Consider the following 17,540-nt stretch of genomic DNA (forward strand, 5'->3'; position numbering starts at 1 on the left):
CCCCCCCCCGCCACTACATAGAAGACGGGCGGGGACGCCCGTCCCACAATCACCGGATAATTTATTTCCTGGAAATCCCTTAAGCAGTTATTTAGAAACCTGGTATCTCCAAGATACCGGGTTTGGTGCTCCCCTCTCAACCGCTTCAAACCCTTAACTGAACCAGATTGGGTTTTTGCCTCCTTTTTGAATACTGTACTGGCGTTCTATTCTCCAATACCTACATACACAAATAGTTTTTATTAACAAGACATTTATTATACATAAGCAAGAAAATTAAAAAACATCTCTTTTTATAAGATCTATACATTATTCATATAATATATTCGTTACCTCGTTGTATCCCATATCTCTAACACCAAGAATAACTATATGGATCTGAATCAGATTAGTCGAGTAGCACTTCAACTATTAACTGAGTTCGGACTCAAGCTTTTGGGTGCGATCGCGCTATGGATCGTTGGTCAGAAATTAATCGACTTTGCACTAAAGCTGTTAAAGCGCGGTTTTAGAACTCAGCACGTTGACCCGACAATCGTTAGCTATCTTGTTAATATCATTGCCGTAACGCTGAGAATTGTTTTAGTCGTTGCACTTCTGGGCTTCTTTGGAATTGAGACAACTTCTTTTGCAGCATTGTTAGCAGCTGCAGGCATTGCGATTGGCGCGGCTTGGGGTGGATTATTAGCAAACTTTGCAGCAGGCGCATTCTTAATTATCTTTAGACCCTTTAAAGCAGGTGATTTTATCTGCGCTGGAGGTGTTACAGGTACTGTGACAGAGATTGGATTGTTCACAACCTCAATCAATACACTCGATAATGTACAAACAATTGTCGCCAACAATAAAATCTTTTCCGATAATATACAAAACTTTTCAGCCAATCCCTACCGTCGCGTTGACTTAGTTGCTCAACTCCATCATAGTGTCAACCACAATGAAGCTATCCAATTATTAAAGGGGAGCGTGAGCCAAATTCCCAACGTTCTCAGCAATCCAGCACCAGATGTAGAGATTTTAGAATTCAATTTAGCTGGTCCTGTGCTAGCAGTGCGCCCCTACTGCAATAACGAGCACTACTGGCAAGTCTATTTTGAAACTAACAAAGTCATTCGTGAAACTTTTGGAGAAGCTCGTTACCCAATTCCCGAGCATCACTACGCACTTAGTCAGTCATCTCATAATGGTGCAGACAGTAGTTACATCCAACCACCTGTAGCTTATTAGTAAAGTATACAGCTAAGAGGATGTTTTAAAAGTCCTGGCCTCATATAATTCGCTACTATACAAACGCTCGTCCGCCTACGCGGACTAGTATTTTGAAACCCACGTAGGTGGGTTTTGCCTGTATAGACGCGAATTCCATTCGCCAAGACTTTACAAACATCCTCTAAATAGGTTCACATAAAAACATGAGCCATAAAAACCTGGTTTCTTTGAGAAACCGGGTTTTTGACGACAAGCATCTTACATTTAACTACCAACTGGATGTTTAAAACGCCGCAAGCGTTCTGAGTAACTTCGCATGACTTGCAATGCAAAAATAGGAGTTTCTTGAACAGCAAAGAGAAAGCCTTGTCGGTTGATAAATGCAAGCTCGCAATCGGTTTTGGCAGTAGCAGTAGAAGCTCTTGTATGTTCTGGGGTAACTAAGGCTCCTTCACCAAAAACATCTCCTTGGTGTATAGTCTCAACAACTTTACCATCAACAGATAAGTCTACTTCTCCACCTAAAATACCATACATATGCTCGCCATACTCACCTTCGGTAAAAATAACTTCACCGGCTGAGTAGGTCTTATGGTCTGACTGTTTTTGAAAAATCCTAACGGTTTCTGCTGGTTGAATCATAATTAATAAAACCTGTTTATTGCTCGTTTAGCTTAACAATTTACCCAGTTACCCATTATCACAAATCATGAACTCATTTTCACCACTTATAGGACAACCACAAGCAGTTGAATTGCTAACACAAGCTGTAGTCAAACAAAGAATTGCTCCAGCATACCTGTTTGTCGGTCCGGATGGAGTCGGAAGGAGTTTAGCTGCTAGATGTTTTGTTGAGTTGCTCTTTGACTCACATCAAAACCGCATACGTCAAGGGAATCATCCCGATTTACTTTGGGTAGAACCAACTTATCAGCATCAGGGTCAACGCCTGACATCAAAAGAAGCGGAAGAGAAAGGGCTAAAGCGCAAAGCACCACCTGTGATTCGTCTCGAACAGATCAGGCAAATTATTGAATTTCTCAGCCGTCCTCCGTTGGAAGCATCTAGAAAGATTGTTGTGTTAGAGCAAGCAGAAACAATGGCTGAAGCAGCAGCTAACGCCTTACTGAAAACCTTAGAAGAACCGGGACGAGCAACATTAATTTTAATTGCACCAACACCAGAATTTGTCTTGTCTACAATTGTATCTCGCTGTCAGCGCATTCCTTTTTATCGGCTTAATCGGGCGGCGATGGCTGAGATTTTGACACAAACAGGACACGGAGATATTTTGCAATATCCAGCCGTCTTTAGCGTTGCAGCCGGTAGTCCGGGAAATGCGATCGCATCCTATCAGCAATTGCAAGCTATTCCCAAAGAGATCCTGCAAGCCGCCACAAAATTTCCTTCATCTTATCGTGAAGCTTTGGAATTAGCCAGACAAATTGATAAGAATTTAGATACAGAAGCCCAACTATGGTTACTTGATTATCTACAACAGTCTTACTGGGAGCAATGGCGTCAACCTAGCATTATTCAACAGTTAGAACAAGCCCGCAAATCCTTGCTTAGCTATGCTCAACCGCGTCTTGTTTGGGAATGCACGTTTTTGTCAGTGACCAGTGACCAGTGACCAGTTAATCCTCATAATGTTTATATATCGAAATACTCAGATCCCCGACTTCTTTGAGAAGTCGGGGATCTTGTTTCTCCACATGATTTAGGACTGCTAGGAAAAATATTATTTTTTATTTGTATAAAAATATTTTTTAATCTAATTGAATTTCTCCCTCGATTTCAGTCGATTAACTTACCGATAAAAACTCTATCTTGCTGAATTTTTGCTGCATATTTTATGCCTCTAAGTTTTCTTGCTTGGGAGGGAAGAACAAATACAATTAATGATAGGAAAGAAAAATATTAAAAAAAGTAATGTAATCTAGCTATATCCTGTTTTCTGAGAAAATATAAAGAATTTATACATTTCAAAAGTCAATAATCCCCTCTTCGTTGTGCTGTTGGTACTAGTTTTGGGTACTGGAGAGCAAATTTGGTGTAAATTCTGTACGGTACTTTTGTACGCTAGCGTTCATGAAATTTCAGTTATATTAATTCATCAATTCTAAGTTGACATCAATATGTCCGTGTCAAATAGATGTCCAAGCACAATGAGTAGCATAAATAACTGATAAAAAGTTATCTCTTGCTACTCTATTTAAATTAAATCAGAAAATTTAGTGCATCATATTTGACTCGAATATGTAATGGCACTTTATTTAGATGTGGACAGACTGATGTGACTCATAGTGTTCCCAATGGCTAAAACAGTTCAAACACCAATTGACAATAAGCTGTTATCGTTACTACCCGATGAAGTCTATCGAAAATTACTTCCTCACCTAGAAACTGTTCCTCTTAATTTCAAGCAAGTTTTGTTTCAACCTGGAAGATCTATAAACTACGTATACTTCCCAATTCATGGTGTTGTTTCTCTACTGACGATAATGGCAGATGGAAGTCAAGCTGAAGTGGGTTTGGTTGGCTACGAAGGCATGGTGGGTATTTCCGTAGCGTTAGGAATCCCAACTACACCTTTTAGGGCAATTGTACAGATTCCTGGTGAAGCTGTGCGAATGCGTACAGATATCTTTAAAACAGCAGTGGGCGAGAAAACGCTACTACAAGAGATTCTCTTGCGGTACACGCACGCGTTAATTGTACAAATTTCTCAATCTGTTGCTTGTAATAGTTTACACTCAGTCGAACAGCGTATGTGTCGTTGGCTACTAATGATTCACGATCGCATGAGAAGAAATCCGTTTCCACTCACTCAGGAATCTTTATCCCAAATATTGGGTGTACGCCGTGCCAGTGTCGGAGCAGTAGCAAGAAAACTACGTACATCAGGACTGATTGATTACGATCGCGGTGAGATAACAATTTTAAATCGGCTTGAGTTAGAAACAATAGTCTGTGAGTGTTATGACATTTCCAGAACAGAGTTAAACCGATGGATTAGGGGAAATTAGAGAAAGTCGAGTAAATATTATGCCAAATTTTCTTCAATTAATCATGATGCAGTTTATCCCTCACGGACATTGCTACCTTTGGATACCAAATTTGGTGTGGCTGCATGGTGTATCTGACTCTTTGATTGCACTTGCCTACTATTCCATTTCTATCACCCTTCTTTATTTTGCTTACAAGCGGCAAGATTTACCCTTCCACTGGGTGTTTTATCTATTTAGTGCGTTCATTGTCACTTGTGGAACATCGCACCTGATGGAAGTGTGGACGTTATGGTATCCAGTGTACTGGTTGTCAGGTGGTGTCAAAGCAATAACAGCTACTATTTCACTCGTGACAGGTGTATTGCTAGTGCCAGTAATGCCTCAAGCTCTTGCTCTTCCCAACTTAACACAGCTAATAACAGCCAACCAAGAATTAGAACACGAGATTGGAGAACGTCAAAGAGTAGAGGAGGCGCTGCGAGAAAGTAATGAACGCTTTCGCAGTGCTTTTGATTATGCTGCCATTGGAATGGCATTAACGGCGACAGATGGTCGGTGGCTACAGGTGAATCGAGCTTTGTGTGAAATTACTGGATACTCGAAAGAAGAACTCTTGTCCACAACTTTTCAAGCTATCACCCATCCAGACGACTTAGATCTCAGCCTTAACTATGGCAATCAACTATTAAATGGTAAAGTTCGCTATTACAACCTTGAGAAACGGTACATCCACAAGCGGGGAAATGTGGTTTGGGTTCTTTTAAGTGCTTCACTAGTCCGCGATTTTTCTGGTACTCCACTATACTTTATAATTCAGGTTTTAGATATTACCGATCGCAAAGTAATTGAAGAGACTCTCAAACAACAGGCTTGTATTTTTGAAAATATTTCTGATGGCATTATTATTACTGATTTATCTGGTAATATTGTTGACTGCAATGCTGCGGCAGAAAGAATGTTTGGTTATGCTAGAGTGCGATCGCTAGGAACAACACAAGAGGTTCTCCACAAGTCAGAAAATTCTGCTGTTGTGACAGAAAAAATTATAGAACGGACTTTAGATACAGGTCGCTGGACTGGTGAAATGAATTTTACGCGCAAAGATGGTACTGAGGGGATATGCGAAAAAGTCGTTGTACCGCTTTACAACGAACAAGGTCAGCCTACTGCAACAATTGAAGTTAATCGAGATATTACGGAACGCAAGCAAACTGAAGCTGCACTCAAGCAAGCTAACGAACAGTTGTCCTCTTGGGTGAAAGAACTAGAAATTCGCAACAATGAAATTGCGTTACTCAGTCAAATGAGTGACTTTCTACAAGCTTGTATGACAAATGAGGAAGCTTACAAAGTGATTGCTCATTTTGTTCAATCCTTATTTCCTGATATGTCAGGAGGAGTTTTTATTATTAGCCCCTCAAAATATTTAGTAGAAGCTGTGACGACTTGGGGAAATTCAACATTATCTAGTAAAAAATTGTTTACATCTGAAGAGTGTTGGGGACTAAGGCGGGGACGCGCTCATTTTGTAGAGTCTCAATGCAGTGGTTTGCAGTGTACGCATATGAGTGAAGATTGGTGCGGTGAATCTCTTTGCGTCCCCATGATGGCACAAGGGGAAGCTTTAGGGATGTTGTATTTAACATCACAACAAGAGGAGCAATTTACAAAATCAAAACAACAGTTAGCCTCTAGAATTTCCGAACATATTGCACTTGCTCTGGCAAATTTAAAGTTACGTGAAGCATTACAACAGCAAAGTACTCGCGATCCCCTCACTGGTTTATTTAACCGCCGTTATCTTGATGAGTTTTTAGAACGGGAAATATACCGAGCAGAACGCAAGCAATATTCGGTAGGTATAATTATGATTGATGTCGATCGCTTCAAAGACTTCAACGACCTTTACGGTCATGAAGCAGGCGATACAGTTTTGCGAGAACTCGGTATATTTCTCAAACAACAAATTCGTCAAGCTGATATTGCTTGTCGTTACGGTGGTGAGGAATTTTTGATTGTATTACCAGAAACGTGCTTAGAAACTTGCTCCGAACGTGCCGAACATATACGGGAAGGTGTTAAACATTTAGATCTAGAGTATCGTCACCAGTCACTGAGCAGAATTTCTCTATCATTGGGGGTGGCGCTTTTTCCAATGCACGGTTTAACTCCAGGAGCAGTTATTCAAGCAGCTGATAGCGCTTTATATTGCGCCAAACAGTCAGGACGCGATCGTGTTATGACTGCTTTTCGTAAAGAAACAGCGACCAGTGACCAGTGACCAGTGACCAGGGTTTTATTGCACTACTCAACAACAGAAATGAAGTATGCAGATAGAGCAACGTAAGCAGCAAAGAAGGCGACAACAGCGAGCATATGAACTTCCTCCTTTTTAGGATATTCATAGAAACATTTTTATACTTTCAGTATATAACTTTTTTCCGCACTATATATCTCCTCAACAGATGATTCTCAGGGATAAGACTTAGTTACAAAAGATGATTTATTCGCTGTCAAAAGAAGTATTTGACTAGTGAGCAGTGACCAGTGACCAGTGACCAGTTAATTTCTATCTTGAAAAGTGGGGGTTTGAATGATGAATAAAATTATTTTTTGAGAGAAATTAATTTAGAAGCCCTAAGTAGGTAGGTGAAAAAAACCGAACTATGTAAAGGTATGTAAATGGGAGCATCCCGTTTTGGCAAATTGCCTCCAGAATAGAATTCTGAGGCTACACAAACGCTCGTTCGCAAGACAAGGACTTTATATTAAGTCACGCTATTAAATAGCGTTAAAACGTAGTAAATCAGGGTCAATTGTAGTAAAACTGTATTCATAGCCATCAGATTGATGAATTAGTTTGACGTATTGTCGATCTACGGCAATACGATGACCGCTAATTAAGACTTCCACTCCTTTTTGAGTTGGAGTTTTCACTCTGGCACGATAAATTCCCGCTTTGATATGCTTGCGATCTTTCAGTAAATTGAAAATCACATAATCACCTGTCGTCGCATGAGTGTATTTCTGATTTTTACTGACTAACTTGACTTCTTTTTTACCAGTAACGAGATTTTTCTTGATCCTAGCAATTGCCGGAAAGCCTTTAGCATTAACTCTTTGTACTTGCCTTGTGCCATGTCCAGTACAAGTAACACGTAATGGTTGGCAGATTCGCAATTTCACAATTTGGTCAGTTCCCACACAAGCACTATCAATCCAATGAGCTTTTGGCAATCCGCTTTTAATGCGAATCATTTTAGTAGATGCACCATCTCCACTAATTACGGGTAACTCAAATTTATGAGTCATCTCAAATATGGCTTTACGAGTTGAGTTAACAGCAGATGCATCACTTAATGACTTTTTTTGGTGTGATTTAATTTTTTTGAGAGTTTCGCCTTTGTTTTGCAGAAATTGCTCTACTGGTTTATTCCCCTTTTTTTGGTTACATGAGTCACAAGATAGGGTTAAATTAGAAAAGCGATCGCTACCTCCCTTACTTCGTGCATTAATGTGTTCTATTTGCAGGGGTACATCTGTCTTACCGCAATAAACACATTCTCTACCCCAGTGTTCTAGGAGTGCTTCACGTAGGGTGTAACCGAAAAGTGTACCTTGCTGATATTCAATACCTTCTATATCAGCTGTCTCCAATTTTTGCAGATCGAATTTCACAGATTCTATGGCAATGGATTTAATTGGTGCTACTTTCAGTAATCGTTTAATCCATGTCTCAGTGGTTAACAACCGATGTCGTAAACTAGGTGGTAGCCAACCATCTGGCTTTTTCCGATCGAATCTCTTTTGACGATAGCGAAGTCTTCTGGATCTTCTAGAACGACGAACACCTGCTCTTTTAATCAATTCCATTCTTATGGCTAATCCTCGGTGTTCTAATTCCATTGCCCATATAACCTCATTCTTAATTAAATCCACTAGAGAAACTCCCGAAAATCGGCTTCCGGGATCGATCCTCAGTTCTAAATATGGTTCTACATTTTCATCAATTTCCTTATCTAAAACTAGAGTAAATGGAAATAGCTTGAGTTTTTTAGCTTTGCCCTGTGTTTGAAGAATTCTAGCTCTAGCTGGTGTTGTTGGTTTTAGGATTTTTCCATTTTTACTCTCGACGAATACAGAATTGGTAATCATTTGATTAGCTCCCAAATGGGGTATAGTTTGCCTCAACACTGCTTTTAAACTTCACGGGTAAGGTTCGGTGTTGCACTATCGCAAAGTAGCCATGTTCCTTCCTCGACGCTTGAGACTGGCAAATCTCATTAAGTCATAATTTAAAAGCGGACTTAAACCTTTGCAGGTAATACAGAATAAACAGTTCTGTACTGAGTTATGGTGAAGTCAGTTAACCGAATTACTCGGTTTCACTACGAATTGCTCCGTTTTGCGGACTTCTCTAGCATATCTTCCTAAAAGTGCGATCGCCGGACTGCGGAATACAGTCATTGCCATAGCCCATGCGATCGTCACTGATAGCAAAATAATACGTGTGACATCAGAAGGAGGAAAAAAAACTGTCAAAGTTGGAATCGCAATAAAAAATGCTGATGAGAGAATCACACCAACTGAAATGAAGGGAAAACTCCTTCCTATTCGATGCTTAGCTTTATCGGAAAGCGCACCAAATAGTGGTTCCATCACCACTGCTAAGGCATTCTCCACAATCAGCACCCATACTGCCAAAGATGCAGGAAAACCAAACCCAGCCAACAGTCGTGGCAAGTACAAAGCATAAATCAGCCAACTTAGGGTAATTGCTCCCTGTACTCCTGCCAAACTGCAAACTTGCAACCATAAAATATGTGGTTGTGCTGAGGTTCCCGTATTTTTTTCCATGTTCTAAATCAAAAAGCTCACGCCAAGGCGCAAAGAGTGCTTGACGTCTTGGCGGTGTATTCTAATAACTCGGTATTGATGGGTCGATTTCTTTGCTCCAAGCAAGAATACCACCCTTTACGTTTGTCCCCTCAATCCCTGCTTCTTTGAGAATATTTAAGGCTTTTGTCGAACGCATACCCGATTTACAATGGGCAATCAATCGATGACCGTTCACTAATTCCCTTACCTTAGTAACTCCTTCACCGTTTTCAATCTCTGGTAACGGTATTAAAACAGAACCGGGAATTTTGGCTATTTCGTACTCGTGAGGATTGCGGACATCTAGCAACACAAAATCTTTTGCACCGCCATCTAGCAATTCCTTCAACTCTTGCACTGTCATTTCTGGGATTTCCATCTGCTGTTTCTCCTCTTGTGCTTTGGCTTGTGGGATACCGCAGAATTGCTCGTAGTCTATCAGCTTTTCAATCACTGGGCGAATTGGGTTGGGACGCAACTTCAATTCCCGAAACTTCATGTCTAAAGCATTGTACAGCAACAATCGCCCACTTAAAGTCGTCCCATTGCCGAGAATAATTTTGACAGTTTCCGTAGCTTGGATAACACCAATTATCCCTGGCAAAATTCCCAGTACGCCACCTTCTGCACACGAAGGAACCATTCCTGGTGGTGGTGGTTCTGGGTAAAGATCGCGGTAGTTTGGTCCACCCTCGTAGTTAAAGACTGTAGCTTGTCCTTCAAAACGGAAAATAGAACCGTAAACGTTGGGCTTATCTAACAATACGCAAGCATCATTGACCAAATACCGTGTTGGGAAGTTATCGGTACCATCTACCACAATATCGTAGGGTCTGATAATATCGAGAGCATTTTCCGAAGTCAGGCGAGTTTCATATAGATCCACCTGACAGTGGGGATTGATTTCTTGAATGCGATTTTTTGCTGACTCAATCTTGGGTTTTCCGACCCAAGACGTGCCGTGAATGACTTGGCGTTGTAGATTGGAGGTATCAACAACATCAAAATCAACAATACCGATGCGTCCGATCCCAGCGGCTGCTAAATACAATAGCAGTGGCGAACCCAAGCCGCCAGTACCGATACACAAAACACTAGCAGCTTTCAAGCGTTTTTGTCCTTCCATCCCCACTTCAGGCAAAATGAGGTGACGGGAGTACCTTTCGTATTCTTCTCTTGTTAGCTGGACTTCATCCAGATTGGGATTAAGCATAACAGTTTAATGAGGAAGCGCGGACTTATTATACTATCGAAAATTGTGTGGCATTGGGAGTGGTGAGTGAAGACTGGTGAATAAAACATTACAATTATTATTCCTTGGGACTCCCCGTGTTGATTGCTTCTTGTTGGAATTGATGGTCATCGTCCAATACCCAACTTTTTATGTCAGCAGCTTTGCCATTCATTACGGAGACAATAATATATGAGTATTCTTGCCAAGCTAGCTGGCGGTCCAATTCTGAAGGATTTGCTGGATTGTTGATGTGGGAGTGATAAATACCTATTATATTAAGGTTGCGATCGCGTGCATCTTTTTGGACTTGCAGCATCACTTGGGGTGCGATCGCGTATCTTCGTTGTTTAGTCGCTGTACTATCACATAAGGGGTCTGATGTCTCTGACCAAGTATTTTCTGTAGGTATGACTTCTAGCACTGTTTTGTTTTTGTCGGTTAGGGAACCTAACAGCAGCCCGCTGCACTCTTCTGGATAAGTGGTTTCGGCGTGGGAGTAGATGGTTTGGAGGTGTTCTGAGTTGAGATTCACGAGTAATTTTTAACCGCAGATGAACGCTGATGGACGCGGATGAATACAGAAATTATAGATTTTGAACGATGCGTTTAAATTCTACTTTTGGATTGCCAAAGTTGATTAATAGGCATATGTTAAGATTTGTAGCTTTTAGGTAGTTGAGGCATTGTGCAAAGTGGATTTCGTCTAGGGATTTTACGGCTTTTAGTTCGACTAACACACGTTTTTCTACCAATAAGTCGGCTACGAATCTCCCGACAACTACGCCCTTATATTGCACCTCAATCTCATACTGTTGTTCAACGAACAACCCAGCTTGTCGTAACTCATAAGTCAACGCATTCTCATAAACCTTTTCCAGAAACCCACATCCCAAACCTCTCCCAACCGTAAAAGAACAACCAATAATCCGTTCTGTAATCTCATTCAATTCCCATCTGCGTCCGTCTGCGTTCATCTGCGGTTCCTTATTCTCACCATTTATATCCCACCACTATGACACCAATTATCAAATAGCAGTTTTAGTACTTACACCCAATTAAGTATGAAAAATAACTATTAATTTGAGAGAAAAGAGGAGCTATACTTAAAAAGACCAAGCTCCTCCTCAATAATTCTACGTTGTAATAGACACTTTACCAGTATCAATATCGTAATAAGCACTTACAATTTGTAGTTTTCCTTTCTGAATAAGGTTAGCCAAAATCGTCGAGCGACTTTGTAATTTTTCTGCCTGATATTTGATATTAGCTGCGATCGCATTTTCCCGAACATCACCTTTACTTAGCCTAACTCTCGCGACAGCTGGTCTGATCCCCTCGACAATAAAGCTAATCCTACCTGGAGCTGGCTTCTCTTGTAGTGCTTCTATAACAGCACCGCATTTTTTATGTCCCAACACGACTATGAGTTGGGAACCCAAAACTGATGTGGCATATTCTAAACTTCCTATAGCTATATCACTAGCGACATTCCCTGCAACACGCACAACAAAAAGATTACCAAGCCCTTGGTCAAAGATAATTTCTGCCGGTACCCTAGAATCTGCACAACCTAATACGGATGCAAAAGGATACTGACCTTTTGCCAGCAATTGCACGCGTTTCAGTGATTGGTCGGGATATTTACGCTTTTGATCTACAAATCGTTGGTTCCCTTCCAGCAATCGTTTTAAAGCTTCTGTAGAAGTCACTGGACGGGGATTTACTGGATTTGCATCTGCACCCTCTGCTTGTAGTATAGAATTTGGTCGTTGATACCAAAGTAAGCCACCAGCTGTGGCAAAGCCAGCTGCACCCAGCAAAAAATTACGACGCCCTACAAATCCATTAATTCGACTCATCAATCTTTCTCGGTAAATGAATCCAACCCACAACAGCTTGGTTGTTGGCTGGAACATACCAAACTCTCGGAGGGTGCGAGAGTTAGCATCTACACGGTTTAAGAGTTATTTAACTTTGGCGTAGCTTCAGACTCCGCATGGTTAATACTGAAAGTATGCTTTTTTTGAGTTTGTTCCTCTTGAATACTTTTTTCATCCCGTTGAGTAAACTCAGGATTGAGTCACCAGAGCAAAGTTGGTCGGATTCCCTGTTTGACTGGGCTTTCATTCCATCCGCCCAAACACTTCAAATCTACACAAGTTATGCACTTGTTCAGGTCAATAAATGGACTGGTAAATATTTCTACCTCAATAACCCCTGTGGTATCTCGAAAAACTGCCCATTGCTGACAATTCGCTTGAATTTCGTCTTTTATCTGTTGTCCTAAGCGCTCGTAGTAAACAATTACACTCACCCACCTAGAAAAACCTTGTTGCATCACGTCCATCTCCGACTCCCGCAACATAGCCTGAATCTTCGCATTCTGAAACAGGCTGACAAACTCCTCTAACACGTACTGCTTTAATAAAGTAGCAGCCCTATTTTTACCTACCTTTAATGGGACATCATTAGAGTCAGAGTTAAGCATATTTTTATACTTAGTTAAATTTGAAGAAGAGGAAAGCAAGAAACGTAGGTGCTTGTTTGTGAAAACTTATTACGACAGATCGATCTTGTATATGAGGTAGGTTTCTTTATCAACGATTTTTCAACTCAACTAAATCATGGGAAAATCCCTCTTCCCCTACTCCCTACTCCCTTTTTTTAACTTACACTAAACTTGTACAAGTTTATGATGACTTTCCAGCCCCCAGATACAATTCGCCCACCTTGGGATCGTTGAGTAATTCCAAACCGGGACCGGAAATTGCGTCGCGTCCGGACTCCAGTACATAACCGCGATGGGCCATTTCCAAAGCTTTACGAGCATTTTGCTCTACGAGTACAATTGCCGTACCGCTTTGATTGATTTGTTTAATCTGCTCGAACACTTGTGTGACAAGGATGGGAGATAAAGCAGCAGATGGTTCATCAAGTAGTAATAAGCTAGGTTCTAACATCAACGCTTTACCCATCGCTAACATTTGACGTTCCCCACCTGAGAGAGTACCAGCACGTTGCTGACGGCGATCACTTAACTTAGGAAACATAGCAAATATTTTATCTTTCAGCGGTTTTAGGGGAACATTACGGACAAAAGCGCCCATTTCTAAATTTTCTTCCACGCTCAGGGAAGGAAAAACATTGGCGATTTGTGGTGTGTAGCACATTCCCCGTTGAACGATTTGGTTTGACTTTAGCCCAACGATATTTTCACCTTTAAAAGTAATTGTGCCTGTATGGGGAGTCAAAAGCCCAAAGATAGTTTTTGCCAAAGTCGATTTACCCGCACCGTTAGGACCGATAACTGTAACCAATTCTCCTGGTTCTACCCGGAAATTGACACCCTGCAGAATATCCACATCTTTGATGTAACCGGCGTGGACGTTTTGAGCTTCGAGTATGGGGGATGAACTGAGTGAATTAGACATAATTTTCTTACAATATTAGTAAAATATCTTTTATTGAACTATAGTTCGTTCGTCAATTTTGTAACACGAGGCGTTTCCCCTGCAACACTGCATAAAATATTCATTGCTTTTAACAATCTTCCTCTCGGTGCGCTTTTACGCTCGCAAAATTTTATCCCAATCTCTACAATATCTTTTGTAACTGAAAACAAATCGGGCGACATCGTCAACGGCTGGATATTTTTCTTTCCTTCAGGCAATGCGACCAGTTTCGTAATTATCTCATAGAGTTCATACACTGTCATGGCACGAGCAATAATTGGTAGCAGTGGTATCCCTTTATTCTCATTAGTCATCCCTTTCTGGGCAACTTTTCCGTCCATAATACGTAACTGTAGCAAACCAGTGTCATTTGCATTGCCTTCTGTAACAAAACGAGCATACACTCCCTCAGCAAGCTGACTCCACGGAGTGGCTAAAACATTCCCCGCTCCTGGTGTTCCATCATTCATCAAAAAAAGATCGGCTAGATTTTGCCAATTCCCTCCCTTCGCCACAAGACGATCGCGTACCTGTTTCATCGCAAACAAGCTACGTCCTGTGTCCCCAAGGTTCCTTGTTAAAAACTCTTGCAAGGAATGTAAGCGCAATGCTTGAGAGCTTTGATTCCATATCTGTTCAATCTCTTCCCACCAACCAGGCTTTAAAGCAGAACGATATTGAGGAATCAATCTATCTACCAAGGCTTGCATTTCAGCAGGCATATCTTTATATGATGCTCCAGCTTGTACCGCCCAAGAAAGGTTTTGCAAATCCTTTTGAGAAACATCAGAACTAGCAGCAGATCTGTTGAAAGCTGCAAGAACTTCTTTCCGGCTACCACCGTACTTCCCCAATAAATAACGATGTCCGTTAGGGCTGCTTGCTACTCTTTGCAAAGAGTAAACCTTTACTGGAATCACATAATCACCAGCAGGCAAAATTTGATCGGGAGAAGCACCTTCCAAATCAAGAATGTTAGGACGAAACGAACCACCTGGTAGAGAAGATACCAAAGGATAAAGGTTGTTGCTACTTGCTGTAACAGGAGCATTTTTCTCAGCAAGCTCTCGTATTTGTTTTGCTAAAAAAGTCTCTGTGAAATAACTTTTATCAATGCAGAAACTACGAAGGCATATCTTCTTATGACTTTGAGGAATACGATCTTGTTCCTGTAACAAGCTTTTTTGTAAATTGAGTTTATCCGTAGTAGACTGAGAACCAAGAGCTTTTTGCTGAAAAGTTAAAATATTATTAAACAGTAACAAAGATAGCAAGGAATAGGAAAAAAATCTTTTTGCAGAATTCATAAACCAACAAAGATATCAATTTATGAATTATTGACACCTAATTGTAAGTTTGTCAATGCTATGGTAAGGCGGAAATCGTCGTACATTAAGATAAAAACGAGTCAGCAAATCCAGAACAATCTCATCACTCAGGAATACAAAATAATGATACATCAGGAGCCAGCATCTACCATCGTCAATTCCACCGCAAACTACATCTCTCCCACCGAGCGACAAGCAGCTGGCAAAGCATTGCGCGATCGCATCCCCCGTTCTTCCCATAGCAAATGGAAGGTCCCTACAGATCGCCCCGACCCCATCGCTCTACTAAAAATCTCCAGCAAGGGAAGATTGCCCAACCTAGTACCCATCCGGTATGGTCGGATGCTCAAGTCACCCTTTGCTTTTCTTCGGGGATCTGCGATCGTCATGGCATCTGACCTGGCTACAACTCCTACAACAGGGATTTACGTTCAGGCGTGTGGTGATTGTCACTTATTGAACTTTGGTGGATATGCAACACCAGAACGCAACCTCGTCTTTGATTTGAACGATTTTGACGAAACGCTCCCCGCGCCATGGGAATGGGATATCAAACGTTTGGCAACCAGCTTTGTTGTTGCAGGTCGTCACATTAACGCTTCAGAAAATAATTGTCATGAAGCGGCGTTAATGGCTGCTTGTTCTTACCGACAGCACATGAGAAAATACGCTCAAATGGGTGCCATAGAGGTTTGGTATTCCCGCATTGATGCCAGTGTTTTGCGTAATTTTGCCCGCCATGTTCAACACCGCCAACGGATTGAATGGTATATGGAAAAAGCATTGACACGCACCTCTGCCCAAGCATTACCAAAATTAACCGAAGTTGTTCGCGGACAGTAGCGAATTGTTGACAATCCACCATTAATGTATCATTTATCACCCGATGATGTCCTAGAGGAAGAGGTGGAATCTGTTTACCAACATTACCGCCAAACTTTGCGAGATGACTTGCACGTTTTACTAGATCGCTATCGCTTAATTGATATTGCTATCAAGGTGGTAGGAGTTGGTAGTGTCGGTACGCGTTGCTTTGTCGCACTCTTAATGGCAGACAATAATGAACCTTTATTCCTGCAAATGAAAGAAGCCCGTGCTTCTGTCTTAGAAAATTATGCAGGCAAAAGCAACTACAAAAACCACGGTCAACGTATTGTTGCAGGTCAGCGATTGATGCAAGCAGCGAGTGATATTTTTCTTGGATGGACGCGCAGCGATACGGCTGAAGCCGTTGAGCCTCCGGCTTATCGCGGTCATGATTTTTACGTTCGTCAATTGCGGGATATGAAGACCACTGTAGACATCGAAGATTTATCTAGCTCGGAGTTGATCGGCTACGCAACATTGTGCGGGTGGGCGCTTGCTCGCGCTCATGCTCGTTCTGGTGACCTGATGATGATAAGTAGCTATCTCGGCAAAAAAGATGCTTTTGATGAAGCGATCGCAAATTTTGCCACTATCTATGCCAATCAAGTCGAGAGCGATCATCAAGCATTTATCGCTGCAGTCAACAGTGGTCAGTTACCAGTGACCAGTGACCAGTAATCAGTGACCAGTGACTGTTATTTTAGGACGATTTAGGGGAACTATTTACCTATAGTGCCACCCTTTATTGTCAGTGAACTAAAATGTTTCTTCTATCTGGTCGAAATTTAATTCTATTTTTTGCCACTTGTTTATGTATGTTAGGAGTGAGTTCGCTCCAAATGCCACGCATGCAAAAATTGCTCCATAGCAACAAAACGGTGCCAGTAAAAACTTTACAGAGAGAACTTGATTTAGAGAGAACCCGTCTTAATTTGATGGAGAAAATACCGAGTTTTGGCTATGATAATGTCATTGCCAATTTTGCATATCTCTGGTTTCTACAATATTTTGGTGACGATGAGGTTCGCTCAAAAACAAATTATAGTTTGAGTCCACAATACTTTGAGATTATTTTAGCACGCGATCCTCGATTTATAACTGCTTATCTGGGGCTTTCGACCAGTACTTCTATGTATGCTGCCATGCCAGAATATTCTATTAAATTAATGGAGAAAGGCTTAAAATCTCTATCTCCTTTTGCTCCCACAAAGTCTTATTATGTTTGGCGGTATAAAGGTATTGATGAGTTGTTATTTTTAGGACAATCCTTAAAAGCACGGCAATCGTTTGAAAAAACATCAGAATGGGCGAGTCATCATTCTGATGAAGAAAGCAAACAAGCTACAGCAATCTCAAAGAAGACTGCGGAGTTTTTAAGCCGCAATCCTAATAGTACATATGCAAGGATAGCAACTTGGGCTATGGTATTAAATAATCAAGTTGATGACAAAACTCGTCAACGAGCTATTCGTGAAATTCAAGCTTTAGGCGGTGATGTTACTAACAATACTGACGGTACTCACAAAATTAAACTTCCTGAAAAAGATTAATATGGTTAGTG

At 41.1% G+C, this 17,540-nt stretch carries 15 protein-coding genes and 1 pseudogene; 6 read left to right on the forward strand and 10 right to left on the reverse strand.

Features of this window, described 5'->3' with window-relative positions; translation table 11 throughout:
* Positions 1–372: 372 nt before the first annotated feature.
* Positions 373–1,227, forward strand: a complete 855-nt coding sequence (locus tag WA1_RS10375; RefSeq protein ID WP_017743937.1) for a mechanosensitive ion channel family protein — start codon at positions 373–375, stop codon at positions 1,225–1,227.
* 246 nt (positions 1,228–1,473) lie between these two features.
* Here WA1_RS10375 and WA1_RS10380 read toward each other — a convergent pair whose 3' ends face one another.
* Positions 1,474–1,851, reverse strand: coding sequence for a cyclic nucleotide-binding domain-containing protein (locus WA1_RS10380; protein ID WP_017743938.1), 378 nt, complete (start codon positions 1,849–1,851; stop codon positions 1,474–1,476).
* 67 nt (positions 1,852–1,918) lie between these two features.
* Between WA1_RS10380 and WA1_RS10385 the strand changes: the two genes are divergently transcribed.
* The 3 genes from WA1_RS10385 to WA1_RS10395 all read left to right on the forward strand — a co-directional run bounded on the left by WA1_RS10385 (position 1,919) and on the right by WA1_RS10395 (position 6,501).
* Positions 1,919–2,842, forward strand: coding sequence for a DNA polymerase III subunit delta' (locus WA1_RS10385; protein WP_017743939.1), 924 nt, complete (start codon positions 1,919–1,921; stop codon positions 2,840–2,842).
* 682 nt (positions 2,843–3,524) lie between these two features.
* Positions 3,525–4,238 (forward strand): Crp/Fnr family transcriptional regulator, encoded by a 714-nt coding sequence (locus tag WA1_RS10390; protein WP_017743940.1) that lies wholly within the window; start codon positions 3,525–3,527, stop codon positions 4,236–4,238.
* Positions 4,239–4,257: 19 nt separating this feature from the next.
* A complete protein-coding gene (locus WA1_RS10395) occupies positions 4,258–6,501 on the forward strand; it encodes a PAS domain S-box protein (protein WP_017743941.1) in 2,244 nt (747 codons plus the stop codon).
* A gap of 500 nt (positions 6,502–7,001) precedes the next feature.
* Here the strand turns inward: WA1_RS10395 and iscB are convergent, their stop codons facing one another.
* From iscB to WA1_RS10440, 9 genes are all read right to left on the reverse strand, one after another.
* The gene (iscB, locus tag WA1_RS10400) at positions 7,002–8,375 is read right to left on the reverse strand and encodes an RNA-guided endonuclease IscB (protein WP_017743942.1); all 1,374 of its coding nucleotides are present in this window, start codon (positions 8,373–8,375) and stop codon (positions 7,002–7,004) included.
* 207 nt (positions 8,376–8,582) lie between these two features.
* A complete protein-coding gene (locus WA1_RS10405) occupies positions 8,583–9,077 on the reverse strand; it encodes an MFS transporter (protein ID WP_017743943.1) in 495 nt (164 codons plus the stop codon).
* A 61-nt stretch (positions 9,078–9,138) separates the two neighbouring features.
* A complete protein-coding gene (gene moeB, locus WA1_RS10410) occupies positions 9,139–10,311 on the reverse strand; it encodes a molybdopterin-synthase adenylyltransferase MoeB (protein ID WP_017743944.1) in 1,173 nt (390 codons plus the stop codon).
* Between the two features lie 97 nt (positions 10,312–10,408).
* Positions 10,409–10,864, reverse strand: a complete 456-nt coding sequence (locus WA1_RS10415; protein WP_017743945.1) for a M67 family metallopeptidase — start codon at positions 10,862–10,864, stop codon at positions 10,409–10,411.
* A gap of 52 nt (positions 10,865–10,916) precedes the next feature.
* The gene (locus WA1_RS10420) at positions 10,917–11,306 is read right to left on the reverse strand and encodes a GxxExxY protein (RefSeq protein WP_017743946.1); all 390 of its coding nucleotides are present in this window, start codon (positions 11,304–11,306) and stop codon (positions 10,917–10,919) included.
* Between the two features lie 159 nt (positions 11,307–11,465).
* A complete protein-coding gene (locus WA1_RS10425) occupies positions 11,466–12,191 on the reverse strand; it encodes a carbonic anhydrase (protein WP_026134712.1) in 726 nt (241 codons plus the stop codon).
* A 221-nt stretch (positions 12,192–12,412) separates the two neighbouring features.
* Entirely contained in the window at positions 12,413–12,820 is a 408-nt protein-coding gene (locus tag WA1_RS10430; protein WP_017743948.1) for a hypothetical protein, read from the reverse strand.
* 202 nt (positions 12,821–13,022) lie between these two features.
* On the reverse strand, positions 13,023–13,763 hold the full coding sequence (locus WA1_RS10435; RefSeq protein WP_017743949.1) for an ABC transporter ATP-binding protein: 741 nt from the start codon (positions 13,761–13,763) through the stop codon (positions 13,023–13,025).
* A 38-nt stretch (positions 13,764–13,801) separates the two neighbouring features.
* The gene (locus tag WA1_RS10440) at positions 13,802–15,091 is read right to left on the reverse strand and encodes a hypothetical protein (RefSeq protein ID WP_017743950.1); all 1,290 of its coding nucleotides are present in this window, start codon (positions 15,089–15,091) and stop codon (positions 13,802–13,804) included.
* Between the two features lie 144 nt (positions 15,092–15,235).
* Here WA1_RS10440 and WA1_RS10445 point away from each other — a divergent pair.
* Together WA1_RS10445 and WA1_RS10450 are read left to right on the forward strand one after the other, a co-directional pair.
* A pseudogene (locus WA1_RS10445) lies at positions 15,236–16,657 on the forward strand (DUF2252 domain-containing protein).
* Positions 16,658–16,740: 83 nt separating this feature from the next.
* Complete coding sequence (locus WA1_RS10450; protein WP_026134713.1) at positions 16,741–17,529, forward strand: hypothetical protein; 789 nt, start codon at positions 16,741–16,743, stop codon at positions 17,527–17,529.
* The last annotated feature ends 11 nt before the right edge of the window (positions 17,530–17,540 follow it).

The sequence above is a fragment of the Scytonema hofmannii PCC 7110 genome (genome assembly GCF_000346485.2).
Taxonomy (GTDB): Bacteria; Cyanobacteriota; Cyanobacteriia; order Cyanobacteriales; family Nostocaceae; genus Scytonema; species Scytonema hofmannii.